Here is a 15,668-nt window from a genome sequence, read left to right as displayed (position 1 = left end):
CTCAGAATCTCCGAGGCGAGAAGGGAGAAAGGTCGATGGCGGGCATTCGTCCTGCGACCAGGTCGGCGACAAGCCTGGCGGTGCCGGCCGACTGCGTCAGGCCGAGATGACCGTGGCCGAACGCGTAGGTGACGCGCGGCGTCGCGCGGGCGCGGCCAATGACCGGGAGGCTGTCGGGCAGCGAGGGACGGAATCCCATCCACGCGACTCCGCCTTCGGCCTTCAAACCGGGAAGGAAAGCGCTTGCCTTTGTCAGCATGGCGCGGGAGCGCGCGAAGTTCGGCGGCAGTGAGAGACCGCCAAGCTCGACTGCGCCGCCAACGCGGATGCCGGTGGACAAGCGAGTGACGACGAAGCCATGCCCTCCGAACGTAATCTGCGTGCGCAGGTCGAAGGCATCGGTCGAGAGTGTGGTGTTGTAGCCGCGCTCCGTTTCGAGCGGGACGCGCTCGCCTATGGTACGGATGATTTTGTGCGAGAAAGCCCCCGCTGCGACGACCACATGATCTGCGCGGTGCGCGACGCCGGCAATCACCTCGATGCCATTCTCCAGCGGGCGCAATGCGGTTACTTCTGCACGTTGGATGACCCCGCCATCGGCGGCGAAACGTTCGGCGAGAGCTAGCGTGTAGAGCTTCGGATCGGAGATTGAATACCAACCCGGGGTGAAGGTGCCGTGGGTGAAGCGCGCGGCAATGCCGGGCTGGATTTCCGCCATCTCCGCTGCCGTCATATGGCGGAATGCAATTCCATGATCGGCGCGGGCCTGCCACCCGGGCAGCGAGGCACGGAATTCGGACTCGCTCTCATAGACTTGCAGATTGCCTTCCTTGCGTAACATGGCGAGCGTCCCGGTCCGCCGCAGGAAAGGCTCGAGTTCCGCTTTCGACAGGTCCATGAGCGATGTCTGCGCCGCTGTCGATCGGGCCACACGACCGGGCGCGCAGGCCCGCCAGAAGCGGAACATCCACGGCGCGATTCGCGCCGCATAGGCAGGCGGGACCGAGAGCGGCCCAAGCGGGTCGAGCAGCCATTTCGGCGCCTTGCGCAAAATGCCGGGCGAAGCGAGCGGCAATATGTCGGTAAAGGCAAAGGCGCCCGCGTTGCCAGCTGAAGCCCCTGCAGCCGGACCTTCCCGGTCCAGCACGACGACGCGATGCCCCCGGGCCTGCAGGGCCAGCGCGGCAGACAGGCCGATGACACCTGCTCCGATCACGATCGTGTCGGAAACTGCCGTGTCGGACATCGTCTGCTCACTCAGCTCCCGCTAGAGGGCTTACCAACCTTGACGTCAGGCCGCGTACCTTTGCGACGCGCCGAGTTCTTTCGACCATTGGGCGTACCAAGTTTCGAACAGCTTCAGCTGGGCCTCGACATAACCGCGCTGGCTGTCAGTCAGGGCATCGGTCTCGTTGAAATGAAGCTTGTACTCGGGGTTACCCTTCAGCACCATCATATGCTTGAAGTAAAGCACCAGGTCCGGACCTTCGTCGAACGAGGAAAGGACCGCCAGCGCGCTCTCCAGCTCCAGCGCACGTCGGCGCGCCTCCGTGTCGCCCTTTGCGGCTGCCTGGCTGAGCGCGACCAGATGCAACACCTCTTTCGGCAAAACGCAGCCAATGCCGGTGATGGCGCCGGTCGCGCCGCAGTTCACGTAGCCATGAAACACATTCGTGTCGACGCCGATCATCAGCGACACATCGTCATCGCGGCTGGTGATATTCTCGGCCGCGTAGCGCAAGTCGGCCGCGCCGCCGAACTCCTTGAAACCGACGAGGTTCGGATGCTCCTCACGCAGGGCGAAGAAAAGCTCGGCGCGGGTCGCGAAGCCGTAATAGGGACTGTTGTAGATCACGGCCGGGAGCTGCGGTGCCGCCGCGAGGATCGCCTTGAAATGATGGCGCTGAGCCGTCACCGATGGGCCGCGCGACAACACGCGCGGGATGACCATCAGCCCCTGCGCGCCGACCTTCTGAGCATGGGCGGCATGAGCCACGGCCTTGGCGGTGTTGACCGCGCCGGTGCCGACAATGACCGGAACGCCCGCCTTCACAAGCCGCTCGACACCCTCCATGCGCTGCTCATCGCTAATGAGCGGCCAATCACCCATCGAGCCGCAATAGACGACGGCGGACATGCCGGCAGCGATCAGCTCCTTCCCCTTTCGCACAAGGGCTTCGAAGTCGGGTTGGCGCTCTGCGGTGCAGGGGGTCATCAAAGCCGGAATGCAGCCGGAAAAGATCTTCGCGCTCATTCGAATCTCCTGGGTTTGCCATTTTCCGGATCGCCGGTCCGGTCATTCGACCTCAGCATATCATTTGTATTTTATTTGTCGACACAAAGAATGCAAGCGCGAAGAGCCGCACGCGCGAGGCGGCGGCGGGTAAGATTTGTTGAACTTTGGGAATAGCTTACAGCGCAATGCGCTGACGGCGGTCGCGCCCGATCATCTCCTGAATGTGCCGAACGATCTGGTCGGCATGGGCGGAGGCCAGTTGGTCCGCCTTCTCAACGTCGCGGGCGTCGATCGCAGCGATGATGTCCTCGTGCTCGATCACGTAGCGGCGGGGCAGATGATCGTCGAACGAGGAGTAGTAGATGCGCAGGATTCGCCGGCCTTCATCGAGAAGCCGGCCAAAAAGACTGATGTAATAGGGATTGCGCCCCGCCTCAGCGATCGCCGCGTGAAAATTGCGATTTGTGGCGATCATGGCGAGCGCATCGTGCGCCTCCACGGCACGGGTGAACTCGGCCTGACGCGTGCGAATGATTTCAAGGTCCACTTCCGTACGACACTCAGCGGCCAGCCGTGTTGTCACGCGATACATCAGCGTCAGCGCGTCGAAGAAGGTGTGGAGGTTGAGAAAGTCGATGTTCGACACGATCGTCGAGCGATTTGGCAGCGCGGTGACGAGCCCCTCACCGGCCAGCCGCACGAGTGCTTCGCGGATCGGCGTACGCGACATCGACAGTCGTTCCGCCAACTGGACCTCATCGATCGGGCTGCCGGGCGGCAGGACGAGATCCAGAATGTCGTCGCGGAGGATGTCGTAAACCAATTTGACCCCTTCACCGCGCTTACGGTCGGTTGAAGGAACGATCGTCCTGTCGATCATGCAAAACCTCTTGTCGACACGAAATATAGTGCCCCACTGGCTGGTGGAGCAACATGCAAGAAGGACAGAGCTACAAGGATAGCATTTGAGCCATTGTTCATTCTGCCGGCAAGTTGCCTTTCACGCGCAGTTCTTTCGGCTCTCGCTTGGTCAAGTCGCGCGCGGGCGTGACGAGCGAGCGGCGCGCTTGAGAGCCTCGACGAAGGTGACGACGGCCTTGGGACGTTGCACCGATGTTCGGCGCAGAATCGCGCAGATCGGAGGCAAGGTCATTTTTGGCACAATTTCAACGATCCGAGTGCCGGGAAACGCGTCGCTGTCCCGAGCGCTGCCATAGCGGGCGACGCCGATCAATGAACGATCCAGCCTTATGAGTGCGCCAAGCGTTGGAGGTGAAACCGCTTCCACGACCGGCTGGGGTGGAGTTAGCCCGTTGTTCAGAAACCCCGCCATGAAGGCCCGCCGGACGGGCGTATTGCGAGGAGGAGCGATCCATCGTTGAGAGGACAGATCATGCCAGCTTGCCCTGCCCTTGCGGGATAGCGGATTTGTTTTCGCCACGACTGCACAGATATGATCGTTGAAGACGACCTCCGATTGAAGCTGTTCGATTGGATCGTTCGTCAACGTTTCGGACGGCAGAGCACCCAACACGCAATCGAGTTCGGCATCGAGAAGAAGTTTGAGGAGGTCGCGCGCACGCCCCTCTCGGATCTCGACACACGTGCCCGGAATAAGCCGCATCAGTTCCACCGTCGCTTTCGGCACGACATCGGTAATCGACGGTGCTCCTACACGTACGACAGTGGTCGCGCCGCCTCGCATCGCGTTCAATTCGTTCGCGGCATGCTCGGTTTCAGCCATCATCACGCGTGCGTGGCGAATCGCGGAGCGGCCGAAGATATTGGGCTCGACGCCATGCCGCCCTCGATCGAACAACGGAGCCCCGAACGTCCGTTCAACCTCGGCCAACATCTTGCTGGCGGCGGGCTGCGTGAGGTTGAGCGACGCCGCAGCCGCGCGTAACGAACCCAGATCGCCAAGCAGAACGAGCAACTGGAAATGCCGCATTCGCAGCCGCCTGAGCAGCAAGTCCGAAGCTGTGAGCATTCTGGGGCGCCCTGATATAACAGAAAGTAATCACCTACTGAATATAATCAAATTTACAGGCATGTTCCAGTAGTTCACCCTGTTCGTCAGCCGGGCTTTCGGTGGTCACGACGCATGGCGCCGGCCAAACAAGCAAGCAGGGAGCGAACAAGTGGAACGTCGACAGTTTCTCGCCACTATGGCAGCGGCGCTGGTTTCGACCCGAGTCCGCGCGGCTTCGCGTTCTGAAACTGCGTCCGAGGCCGCCGCGCCGGCCAACCTCAGAGTCGCCGCACGTAATGCGTGGCTTTGGGGCCTTCCCCTCATCGAGATGGCTGAACAGCGCGCAGCGCGTAGCGCCGATGGTGTCAAGGTCAACACCTTCCAGCATCAGCGTGCGCTGATCACCGCGAAGGGACAGTTCGTCACCACCCCCAACAATGACACCTTGTATTCCCAAGCATGGTTGAATCTGGAAAACGGGCCGATCACGATCAGCGTGCCAGCCTCCGGCAGCAGGTACTATTGCGTGCCGTTGTTGGACATGTATTCGAACAATTTCGCAATTGTCGGCACCCGCACGAGCGGATCCAGCGCGAGGACATTCACTATCGTGGGTCCTAACCATACAAGCAGCATGGCCATCCGCTCCCCGACCAACTGGGTGTGGGTCCTCGGGCGAACCCTTGTCGACGGCGAAAGCGACTTGCCAAAGGCACATGCTTTTCAGGACGGATGGACGATCAAGGGGCCCGAAGCGGCCGCGCCGAAGAGCCATGCGAAACGCTCGGCGCCATGGGACCAGTATTTTGCATCCGTGCAAGAACTCATGAATGAGAGCCCGCCTCCGGTGACGGATGCACGCATGCTCGACAGCATGGCGCCGTTGATCGAGTTCGGGCGAACATTCGATCCCGCGCGATTCTCTCCCGAACAGATCCCCGAGATCAAGGCCGGCATCGCCGAGGCGGTAAGTGTCATGGCGCAGGCGCGGCGGAATGCCCTGATGAGAAACGGCTGGACCTTCCCTCGCTTTAGTCTCGGTGATTTCGGCGAGGATTACGATTATCGCGCTCTGGTCGCCCTCGCCGGTCTCGGCGCATTGCCTCGGGTCGAAGCGATGTATCTGCGCTCCGGAGGTCCCGATGGGCGGGGATTCGACAGCTCGCAGTCGTGGAAACTGACATTCTCGGCAGATCAACTTCCGCCCGCCGATTCATTCTGGTCTCTCTCGATGTACCGCGTGACGGCGGACGGCCAGCTATTCTTCGCCGAGAATGCGATCAATCGGTACACGATCGGTGACCGGACTCCCGACTTGAAGCGCGGTGCCGGTGGTTCGCTCGAAGTATGGATGTCGCGGACGGAGCCGACGTCAAATCCGAACGCAAATTGGCTGCCGACGCCGGCCGACGGCAAGTTCGTCCTGATCTTGCGGGCATACCTGCCGAAGCCATCCTTAATTGAAGGGAACTATCAGGTTCCTGCCGTTCAATCAGCCTAAGGCAGCTGCTCCCCGGCATCTCGATGCAAACCAAAGACGGAGAAGGACATGAACCGACTTCGGAACACGGTGACGACGTTGGCGGGATCAGGTCTGCTAATGATCGCCCCGTTTCTTGCTCAGTCGCTGAAAGCGCAGCCCGCCACACCATTTTCGACCGGCTCGACGATCAAACAGGCATTCACATACGCCTTTCCAATTGCTGAAATGATGCGGTTGCGCTGGAGCTACCTCGAAGATCCCGCCAATCCCGCGCGCGCGCCGGCGAATCAATTCGTGCACGGTCGTGACCTCGTGGACCACCGGCGGCGAGTGGTCACGACCCCAAACAACGACACACTCTATTCGAGAGCTTTTCTCGATCTGTCGGCGGGGCCCGTTCGAATCCATGTGCCAGCCACGAACGGACGTTACTACTCCATCGCGTTCTACGACATTTTCTCGAACCACTTTGCGACGATCGGTCGCCGGCTGACGGGTACGCGCGAGGGTGACTTCATCGTCGTCGGCCCCGACTGGCAGGGCGAGTTGCCGGAGAACGCGAGGCTCGTTCGTTCACCGACCGTCGATGTCCTCGTCCTCACGCGCATCGTGGTCGACGGACCCGCGGACTTGCCCGCTGTCCGCGCGCTGCAGGACGGAACCCGGATCGAGTCGCTGAGCAAGCAGGAATCCCAGAGACCGAAGGGGATTGCTCCCGTAACGAACAGTGCGGCGGCGTTCGTGGCAATCGTCAATCAGGCGTTGGCCCTGAATGAGGTGCCATCTTACGAGAAACTGCTACTGGAGCGGTTTGCGACAATCGGCATCTGTGGCAAGGCATGCTCGTGGGACGCGTTGCCCGCTGATGTCCGAGCAGAGTGGGACCGGCACTTCCCGGCGATGCTTGCGTCGCTCAAGAAATCCCTGGCGGGAGACGCAACGCCGGTCAACGGCTGGTACTACAATCCGCCGCAGATCGGAAACTTTGGAACGGATTATAACTATCGGGCAGTCATCGCCCTCAACGCACTCTTGGCCCTTGAGCCCGCCGAGGCTGTCTACCCGAGCGCCGAAACGGATACGCGCGGCGACGCGTTCACCGGCGAGCGAAAATACCGCCTTCACATCCCCGCGACCGGCATTCCTGTCGAAGCGTTCTGGTCGCTGTCGATGTATGAACTGATGGAGGATGGCCGGTTGTTCTTCACCGCCAATCCCATCAATCGCTACGCGATTGGCGATCGCACCAGCGGACTGAAGAAGAACGCCGACAGCGGCATCGACATTCTGATCCAACATGAAGCGCCCGGCGGCGACATGGACGCGAACTGGCTTCCGGCGCCGAAAGGCCAGTTCAAGATGGTCTTCCGGGCCTATCAGCCGAAGTCTGATATCCTCGACTACCGGTTTCGGATCTCAGGCGTGGAAAGGATCCAGTAAGGGAACTTCACTCAAACAGTGGGGCCCGTCCAAAGCGGGTGTCATTGCATCGGCGCCGACTTGAACGGATACCGCTGGGTGAACGTTATCGCGGAGAAGCGTAGGCTCGCCTGTCTCCCCTGCCCTCGGAAACTTCGGCCGCTCCCAATAAAAAATGGGGGGCGTCTCTCGCTCCAACCGAGTCAGCGGATCTCATTCACATAGTGGTGATGCGCGGTCGTCGCGCGGTGCTCGCTGAGGAGCGCCAATGCTCCGGTCTGATCGTATGCCTCTTCGCAAATGACCAAGACGGCGCTCGGCGATCGCAGGCCGAGCAGACGCCGATCTTCCGCGTCCGCAACCTCGGCCAGCAATTTTTCGCGGACCGCTGCAATGCGGATGCCATAAGCATCGAGCAGATGAAGATAGAGAAGCGCCGGCACGCGGGCCGGCGCACGAGGGAAATCGGGCACGCGGCGCGCAACGACACTGATGCGCGAATGCATGACCGGTGCGCGGCTTACCCGCCGGATGCGATGGAGGCAGAGCAGTGGCTCACCCACCGGCTCGGAAAAGAGCGCCGCCTCCTTCCTGTCGGCCGGCCGGACCGTCACCGACAAGACCTCGGGCACGGAACGCTGCAGGCTGCCGTCTTCACCATGCAGGCGGAAGTATTGGAAGAAGAAGCGCAGGCTGTGCTGCGGCGCACGGCCGGTCACGACGGTGCCGGTCTTGCGACGGCGCACCAGCATGCCGTCGGCCGTCAGATCCGCCAAGGCGCGGCGCATGGTACCGACCGCAACTCCGTATCGTGCCGCCAGCGCAACCTCGCCCGGCAGGACCGTGCCGGGGGACAGTTCCCCGACCAGGATCGCCTCGGCGATCTGTCGCTTGACGTGCTCGTACAGCGGAACCGGCAGGCTCGAGGGGCCGCTCGTCGCTGCCTTTGCCTGTTTGCCGGTCACATGTGCCTCATTCTTTGGAATTGACAGCAGTCGGCGTCCATCGTCTATTTCTTTATAGAATATAGAAATCAACCACCGCAAATGATTTCGCCCCCATCAAGCCCCAGGCTGGCCGGACCGACACTGGCCGACAGCTTTGCCGAGATCGAACGGATTGCCGAAAGCGCGGTCGACGATCTCGCGCGAATGGTGGCGATCGACACCAGCTTCCCGCCCGGCGCGGGATACGATGCGTTTGCCGGACTGATGGAGAGCGCCGTCGCGACGCTCGGCTTGCAATGTCGGCGCGTCGATGTGCCCGAGCAGCTATGGCGCGTCGCCGGCGGCCCGGCGCATGGCGCGCGCACCAATCTCATCGCACGCCGACGCTCGGGCAAGCCGACACTGGGGTTATATTTCCACGTCGATACCGTGCCCGCTGCACCGGGCTGGGCAACCGATCCCCTGCGGCTGACGCGCGATGGCGACCGCCTGATCGGCCTTGGCGCCGCCGATATGAAGGGGACCATCGCCGCCGTGCTGCTGGCGCTGCGCGCCGCCGACAGAACCGGCCTGGCGCTCGGCTACGATCCGATGCTGCTGCTCTGCACCGACGAGGAAGGCGGGCTCTATCCCGGCATACGCTATCTCGCCGAACAGGGCTTGCTGGAAGGTCACATCCTCAACTTCAACGGTGCAGCGGCGCCACGAATCTGGGCCGGCTGCTTCGGTCTCTTCACGCTTCTGCTGCGGGTGCACGGCAGGACGCTTCATGCGAGCGAAGCCCCAAGCGCAGGCGGCGGCGCCAATGCGATCGAGGCCGCACTGCCGATCCTCAATACGCTCGCCGCCTTGAAGCCGAAGATCGCAGAGCGCGTATCCGCCCTGCCCGCGCCGCCAGGAGCGACGCGTCCGCTTGCGGCACAGCTCGATATTTCCGCCGCTCACGGCGGCCAATGCGGCGGCCAGATTCCCTCTCGGTTCGAGATCCTCATCTGCCGCCGCTACGCGCCGGAGGAGGACTTCCTCGCCGCGCGCCGCGAAATCGAGGATGCGATCCGCACGGCCACGCCTCACGCCGAGATCGAGATCATCCTCAACGGTCACCTGATGCCGACGTCCGATCCGACCGGTCCACACTGGCCGCGTTGGCAGGAGGCATTGTCGGCCGGGTTCGGCTACGCACCCGACGAATTCGCCAAATGGGGCGCCACGAGCTGTTCCGATTTCGGCTGGGTGCAAGCCACCGGCATGCAGGAGATCCTTTTGACGGGCCTTGGTCGGCCGGACAGCCGAATTCACGCGCCCGGCGAATTCACGACGCTCACCGACATCGTCGCGCTCGCGAAGTCGGTCCTGGCCTATCTGTCAGCCGAATTCCGTCCCGATCTTTCGCCCGAAGCAGCCGTCATCGGCTAACTCAAGGAGCACACTCTTATGCTGACCGTCACCCGCCGCCTCTTTCTTGCCGGGACTGCAATCAGCCTCGTCACCCTCCCCAGGATCGCCATCGCCGATGCCCCCAAGCGCGGCGGCGTGCTGCGGATGTCGCTCGACCAGGCGGCGGCGGTGATTCATCCGATGCTGGCGCGGGTCAATCCGGAGTATCTCGTCACCGAATTGCTCTACTCCAACCTGACCCGGCTGAAGCCGGACATGACCGTCGAGCCAGACCTTGCGATCTCCTGGGAACCGAATGAGACACGGACGGAGTGGACCTTCAAGCTGCGCCCGGGAGTTACGTTCCACGACGGTTCGCCGCTGACCTCCGAGGATGTCGTCGCTACCATCAATGCCATCCTCGATCCGAAAACTGCCTCGCCCGGCCGGACCAATGTCGGTCCGATCAAGGAGGTCGCGGCGATAGATCCCTTGACCGTCAAGTTCACGCTCTCCGGCGCCTACGCCGACCTGCCGGTGGCCCTCACCTATCTCAACGCGCGTATCGTGCCTGCGAAGGTCATCGCGACCGACATCGCCAGCCTTTCGACGACAGCGAACGGCACCGGCCCCTTCAAGCTCGTGTCCTATGAGCCCGATCGGAAGATCGTCGTCGAACGAAATGCCGCCTATTACGACCCGACGCGCCCCTATCTCGACCGCGTGGAATTGCTCATCTATCCGGACCGTACCGCCGAAGCCTCGGCGATGATTTCCGGCGAGATCGACCTGCTTCTGACGACGACGCCCGGCGAGTATGAGCGACTTGTCAAGGCCAGCGGCGTCAAAGCACTGCGAACGCCCTCCGGCCAGTTCCTCAATATCAACCTCGGCTGCGACCAGAAGCCATTCAACGACGTCCGGGTCCGCCAGGCCCTGGCACTGGCGGTCGACCGCGAGGCAACCGTCGGCTTCGTCGCCGGCGGCTACGGGACGCCCGGCAACGACACGCCATTGAGCTCCGCCTACCACTTCTACAAGAATATTCCGCAGAAGAAGCCCGACATCGCCAAGGCGAAGCAGCTTTTGGCCGACGCGGGCTATCCCAACGGTATCGATCTGACGCTGATCGCTTCCGACAGGCCGGCCACCCGTACTCAGCTCGGCGTCGCGGTTCGCGAGATGGCCGCCGCAGCCGGCTTCCGGATCAACGTGCAGACGATGCCGCACGCGACCTATCTCGACCAAGTCTGGAAGAAGGGCAATTTCTACGTCGGCTTCTACAACATGCAGCCGACCGCAGATGCGATCTTCAACCTGCTCTACACGTCGAACGCGACCTGGAACGAAACTCGCTGGAACAACAGCGAGTTCGACACCGTCATCAATGCGGCCCGGGTCGAGACCGACGAAGCGAAGCGCACCGCGCTCTACGCGAAGGCGCAGGAGATGATGAACACGGAAGTCCCGACGGTCATCTCGGCGTTCTTCGATCTGCTTGCGGCACAGCGTTCCTATGTCGAAGGTTACACGCTGCATCCGCGCGGTTCGGTGTTCCGTCTCGATATGGTCTCGCTCGGCGCCGGTGCGCCGAAGCGCGCCTGACGCCGGAGACATCAGGTGTCGCTCACCTGGCTTGCGCGCCGGCTGATGCTGATGGTCTACACCGTCATCGTGGTCTCGATGCTGGTGTTCGCCATCACGCAGATCCTGCCGGCCGACGCGGCCCAGTCGCTGCTTGGCGAGAATGCGACGCCCGAAATGCTGGCCGCGCTCAGGGCAAAGCTCGGGCTCGGCGATCCGGCCTGGCGACAATATCTGCGCTGGGCCGGTCACGTCTTCGCCGGCGATTTCGGCGTCTCGATGCGGACGAGCCAGCCGGTCGGCCCGGACATGCTGGCGGCGCTGTCGCGTTCGCTGCTGCTCGCGGTGTCCTCGATCCTCGTCACGCTGGTCGTCGCCGTGCCGCTCGGTGTGGTGGCGGCACTGCGGCAAGGCAGGCTTGCCGACACGGGCGTCAGTCTCATCGCCTATCTCGGCGTCTCGCTGCCCGAATTCGTCACCGCGACGCTGCTTGCGCTCTTGCTGGCCGACACGCTGCATTGGCTGCCGGCGACCGGCTACGTCTCACCGCTGGAAGACTTCGGCAGCGGCATTCACCATCTGGCGCTGCCGGTCCTGACCATCTCGGTGATCCTCATCGCCCACGTGATGCGCATGATGCGCTCCGAGACGCTCGACGTGCTGAAATCGGACTATATCCGCGCCGCGCGGTTGAAGGGGTTGCCGGAACGCACCGTGCTGTTTCGCCACGCTCTGCGCAATGCACTCTTGCCGGTCGTCACGATCATCGCGCTGGACGTCGGCTATCTGCTCGGCGGCATCATCGTGATCGAAGAGATCTTCGCCATTCCCGGCATCGGACGGGCGCTGATGGTCGCCATTACCACGCGCGACCTGCCGTCGATCCAGGCGGGCGCACTGATCATGGCCGCCACCTATGCCGTCACCAACACGCTCGCCGACATGGCCTACGCCCTTCTCGACCGGCGGATCCGCTATGACTGAGCTATTCATCCGCCTGATCCGAAGGCCACAGGGGTTTGTAGGCGTCGCGCTCGTGGCGCTTGTCGCCGTCGCATGCCTGTTCGGGCCGGCGCTGGCGCCGTATGCTCCGGAGAAGATCGATTTTCTCGGCCGGTTTCGCGCACCCGGCTGGCAGAACTGGCTCGGCGCGGACCAATTCGGCCGCGACATCTTGAGTCGCCTCATGGTCGGCGCACGTTCGACCGTGCCGATGGCTCTCATCGCAACCTTCGTCGGCAGCGCAGCCGGCGCGATCATCGGCGTCGGCTCGGCATATCTGGGCGGCCGAACCGACGAGGCCATCATGCGCACCAACGACGCCGTGATGGCGATCCCGGGCCTCCTGATGGCCCTGTTGCTGGTCTCGACACTCGGCAACGGCGCCGGCAACGCCGTCGTCGCCATCGCGGTGGCCTTCGCGCCCGGCATGGCGCGCGTGGCGCGCTCGGTCGCGCTCAACGTGCGCAATCAGGACTACGTCAAGGCGGCCATCGCGCGTGGCGAGGGAGCGGGATGGATCATCTTCCGCGAGATGCTGCCCAATGTGATGGCGCCGATCGTGATCGAATCCACGATCCGCGTGTCGTTCGCCGTCATGCTGTTCGCAACGCTCAGCTTCCTCGGCGTCGGCGCCCAGCCACCTGCATCCGAATGGGGGCTCATGGTGGCGGATGCCCGGCAATACATGTATCAGGCGCCGTGGGGTCTGATCGCGCCCTCGGTCGCGATCGCGCTCACCGCGATTGCCTTCAACCTCCTAGGCGACGGCCTTCGCGACGTGCTCAATCCGAAGGATGAGCGGTGACCCCAGCACTTGCGATCCAGAACTATACGCTCGACTACGTGACCGCCGCAGGACCGGTGCGCGTGCTGCACGAAATTTCGCTGGAGATCAGGCCGGGCGAGGTGCTGGGCCTCGTCGGGGAATCCGGCTCCGGCAAGAGCTCGCTTGCCTGGGCGCTGATGCGCCACCTGCCGGACAATGCCCGCGAGGTTGCGGGATCGCTGCGTCTCGGCGACGTCGACCTCCGGCGCCTGAGCCCGCGGGAACTGACCAAGATCCGGGGACGCCGGATCGGCATGGTGTTTCAGGATCCGTCGACCTCGCTCAACCCGACGCTGACCATCGGCCGGCAGGTCACGGAGACGCTGACCCAGCACCGCGGCCTCAAGCAGAGCGAAGCGGACGCGCTTGCCATCGATCTGCTCGGTCATGTCGACCTGCGCGATCCAGCCGCGATCATGCGGCGCTATCCGCACGAGATTTCCGGCGGCGAGAAGCAGCGTGTGATCATTGCCACGGCCTTCGGTTGCCGGCCCGACGTCATCCTGTTCGACGAGCCGACCACGGCGCTCGACGTCATCACCGGCGCACGCATCCTCGAGCTGTTCGCCCGGCTGCGCGAGGAGACCGGCGTTGCTGCGCTCTATATTTCCCACGATCTTGCGCTGGTGACGCGGGTCGCCGACCGGGTCGCGGTCCTCAAACGCGGCCGCCTGGTCGAGCAGGCTCCGGCTGCGGATATTTTCCGCGCGCCACGCCATGCCGATACGCAGGCCCTCGTGCAAGCCGTGCCGAGGCCGGAACGACGGCTCGTTCACGACAAGTCCAGTGAGGAGGTTCTCCTCTCAGCCTCGGACATCGAGGTCCATTACGGCCGCGCCAGCCTTTTCGGCCATGCACCGCCGCCGGCAACGAAGAGTGTCGGGCTGGACGTGCGGGCCGGAGAAATCCTCGGCCTCGTCGGCGAGTCCGGGTCAGGCAAATCCTCGATGGCGCGGGCACTCACCGGCCTTGCGCGCTTTTCGGGTAGGGTCTGCTTCGACAAGCACGTGATAACGAGCGCGCGTGACATGAACGCAGCCTATCGCCGCGACGTGCAGATCATCTTCCAGCATCCGGACTCCTCGCTCAATCCGCGCCACAAGGTCGGCGAAATTCTGTCGCGCCCGCTGAAGCTCTATGGCGGCACTGCGGACGAGATCCCCCGCCTTCTCGAGCAGGTTCGCCTGCCGGCGTCCTACGCCGGTCGCTGGCCCCACCAGCTCTCCGGCGGCGAGAAGCAGCGCGTCGCCATTGCGCGGGCCTTTGCCGCGCGGCCAAAGCTCGTGATCTGCGACGAAATCACGGCACCATTGGATGTTTCCGTGCAGGCACAGATCATCGAATTGCTGCTGGCGCTGCGCGCCGAGACCGGGACCGCCTTTCTCTTCATCACCCACGATCTCAACCTCATCCGTCAAATCGCTCACCGCATCGCCGTGATGCGCCGAGGCGAGGTGGTCGACCTTTTGCCGGTTGAAGATTTCGACGCAGACCACGTTCATCCCTACACCCGCGAACTGATGGCCGCCTCCCCCGTGCCGGTCGGCTGACGACAAGGATTTCCTGCCATGGATCACAACGCACTTCTCGCCCGGATCGATGTGCCCGCCGCCCTCGATCTGCTGTCACGCATGGTGCAGCACAAGAGCTATTCCAAGTCGGATGGCGAGAAGCAGCTTGCAGCCTACATGGCCGGCCGCATGCGCGAGATCGGCCTTACGACCGAGCTCGCCCCCTTCGGCAATGAGGGCCGCGTCAATGCCGTCGGCCGCTGGAAAGGCACCGGCGGCAGCAAGAGCCTGATGTTCAACGGCCATCTCGACACCAACCCGGTGACCGAGGGCTGGACCATCGATCCCTGGGCAGGCAAGGTCGACGACGCCTTCATCTACGGCATCGGCGTTTCCAACATGAAGGCAGGCGATGCCGCCTATTTCTGCGCGGTGAAGACGCTGATCGACGCCGGCGTCAAACTCAGGGGCGACGTCATCCTCACCTACGTCGTTGGCGAGCTGCAAGGCGGAGTCGGCACCTACTCGCTGGTCGAGCAGGGACTTCGTGCGGACTACTTTATCAATTCGGAGCCGACCGACCTGAAGGCCATGACCATGCACGCGGCGGCCTTCATGTTCATCATTGAGCTCACCGGCAATACCCGTCATCTGTCCAAGCGTGAGGAGGCGGTCGATGCGATCACGGCGGCGTGCGATCTCATTCCGCGCCTCAACGCGATGAAGTTCTCGGGCGCCCTTTCGCCGGAACATGAAGGGATCAATCGCGTCCATGTCGGCGTCGTCCACGGCGCGCTCGGGCGCGAGCTGCACGAATGGCGCGCGCCGCAGGTTGCGGATTTCGTGCGGATCAAGGGCTCGGGCCGCTACGCGCCGGGCCAGACCGAGGCCGGTGCGCTAGCCGACATGCGCCGCGAGCTCGACGCGCTCGAAACACGGTTTCCCGGCCTTAAGGCCGAGATCATGTCGGAGGACCGCTCCGGCGTGCCAACCATGCCGCCGTTCGAAGTGGCGCGCACGAGCCCAATCGTCGAGGCCGTCAATCGCGCTTATCGCACGGTGCGTGGACAGGACCAGCCGACGGGAGCCGTTGCCCCAAGCTGCTTCTACGGCACCGACGCCGGTCATCTGCACTATTTCGGCAAGATGGAAGGCATCGTTTGCGGCCCTGGCGGGCGCTACAACACCATGCCCGACGAACGGGTCGACATCGTCGATTTCGTCGACATGATCCGCATCTACATGCTCGCCATGCTGGAGATTTGCGGATAGTGGGCGCTCGAAAGCGCGCATCCGGTCCCACGAAGGGTG

Annotated in this window: 13 protein-coding genes; 8 read left to right on the top strand and 5 right to left on the bottom strand. The window is 63.2% G+C overall.

The window, feature by feature from the left end; translation table 11 throughout:
• Nucleotide 1 precedes the first annotated feature (1 nt).
• The 4 genes from QQL28_RS31245 to QQL28_RS31230 form a co-directional block, all read right to left on the bottom strand.
• Entirely contained in the window at nt 2–1,246 is a 1,245-nt protein-coding gene (locus tag QQL28_RS31245) for an NAD(P)/FAD-dependent oxidoreductase (protein WP_284271705.1), read from the bottom strand.
• Nucleotides 1,247–1,291: 45 nt separating this feature from the next.
• Nucleotides 1,292–2,254: a dihydrodipicolinate synthase family protein gene (locus tag QQL28_RS31240; protein WP_284271704.1), complete on the bottom strand. Its 963-nt coding sequence runs from the start codon at nt 2,252–2,254 to the stop codon at nt 1,292–1,294.
• Nucleotides 2,255–2,411: 157 nt separating this feature from the next.
• Complete coding sequence (locus tag QQL28_RS31235; protein WP_284271703.1) at nt 2,412–3,116, bottom strand: GntR family transcriptional regulator; 705 nt, start codon at nt 3,114–3,116, stop codon at nt 2,412–2,414.
• Nucleotides 3,117–3,266: 150 nt separating this feature from the next.
• Nucleotides 3,267–4,187 (bottom strand): LysR family transcriptional regulator, encoded by a 921-nt coding sequence (locus QQL28_RS31230; RefSeq protein ID WP_284271702.1) that lies wholly within the window; start codon nt 4,185–4,187, stop codon nt 3,267–3,269.
• Between the two features lie 190 nt (nt 4,188–4,377).
• Here QQL28_RS31230 and QQL28_RS31225 point away from each other — a divergent pair, with 190 nt between their 5' ends.
• The gene (locus QQL28_RS31225; RefSeq protein WP_284271701.1) at nt 4,378–5,709 is read left to right on the top strand and encodes a DUF1254 domain-containing protein; all 1,332 of its coding nucleotides are present in this window, start codon (nt 4,378–4,380) and stop codon (nt 5,707–5,709) included.
• 48 nt (nt 5,710–5,757) lie between these two features.
• Nucleotides 5,758–7,131: a DUF1254 domain-containing protein gene (locus QQL28_RS31220; RefSeq protein WP_284271700.1), complete on the top strand. Its 1,374-nt coding sequence runs from the start codon at nt 5,758–5,760 to the stop codon at nt 7,129–7,131.
• Nucleotides 7,132–7,313: 182 nt separating this feature from the next.
• On the opposite strand, the gene QQL28_RS31215 is transcribed toward QQL28_RS31220, so the two are convergent.
• Nucleotides 7,314–8,075, bottom strand: coding sequence for a GntR family transcriptional regulator (locus QQL28_RS31215; RefSeq protein WP_284271699.1), 762 nt, complete (start codon nt 8,073–8,075; stop codon nt 7,314–7,316).
• Nucleotides 8,076–8,156: 81 nt separating this feature from the next.
• Between QQL28_RS31215 and QQL28_RS31210 the strand changes: the two genes are divergently transcribed.
• The 6 genes from QQL28_RS31210 to QQL28_RS31185 are packed head-to-tail and all read left to right on the top strand — an operon-like array spanning nt 8,157 to nt 15,629.
• Nucleotides 8,157–9,473: a M20 family metallopeptidase gene (locus QQL28_RS31210; RefSeq protein WP_284271698.1), complete on the top strand. Its 1,317-nt coding sequence runs from the start codon at nt 8,157–8,159 to the stop codon at nt 9,471–9,473.
• A gap of 18 nt (nt 9,474–9,491) precedes the next feature.
• On the top strand, nt 9,492–11,039 hold the full coding sequence (locus QQL28_RS31205; RefSeq protein WP_284271697.1) for an ABC transporter substrate-binding protein: 1,548 nt from the start codon (nt 9,492–9,494) through the stop codon (nt 11,037–11,039).
• Between the two features lie 15 nt (nt 11,040–11,054).
• Nucleotides 11,055–12,002: an ABC transporter permease gene (locus QQL28_RS31200; RefSeq protein ID WP_284271696.1), complete on the top strand. Its 948-nt coding sequence runs from the start codon at nt 11,055–11,057 to the stop codon at nt 12,000–12,002.
• Nucleotides 11,995–12,825, top strand: a complete 831-nt coding sequence (locus QQL28_RS31195; protein ID WP_284271695.1) for an ABC transporter permease — start codon at nt 11,995–11,997, stop codon at nt 12,823–12,825. The genes QQL28_RS31200 and QQL28_RS31195 overlap by 8 nt, the downstream gene beginning before the upstream one ends.
• Nucleotides 12,822–14,396, top strand: coding sequence for a nickel ABC transporter ATP-binding protein NikE (nikE, locus tag QQL28_RS31190; protein WP_284271694.1), 1,575 nt, complete (start codon nt 12,822–12,824; stop codon nt 14,394–14,396). The genes QQL28_RS31195 and nikE overlap by 4 nt, the downstream gene beginning before the upstream one ends.
• Nucleotides 14,397–14,414: 18 nt before the next feature.
• Nucleotides 14,415–15,629: a M20 family metallopeptidase gene (locus QQL28_RS31185; RefSeq protein WP_284271693.1), complete on the top strand. Its 1,215-nt coding sequence runs from the start codon at nt 14,415–14,417 to the stop codon at nt 15,627–15,629.
• The last annotated feature ends 39 nt before the right edge of the window (nt 15,630–15,668 follow it).

Source organism: Bradyrhizobium iriomotense (genome assembly GCF_030160715.1).
Classification (GTDB): Bacteria; Pseudomonadota; Alphaproteobacteria; order Rhizobiales; family Xanthobacteraceae; genus Bradyrhizobium; species Bradyrhizobium iriomotense.
Note: the sequence above shows the minus strand (reverse complement) of the source record. Positions and strands in the feature narration are given on the sequence as shown.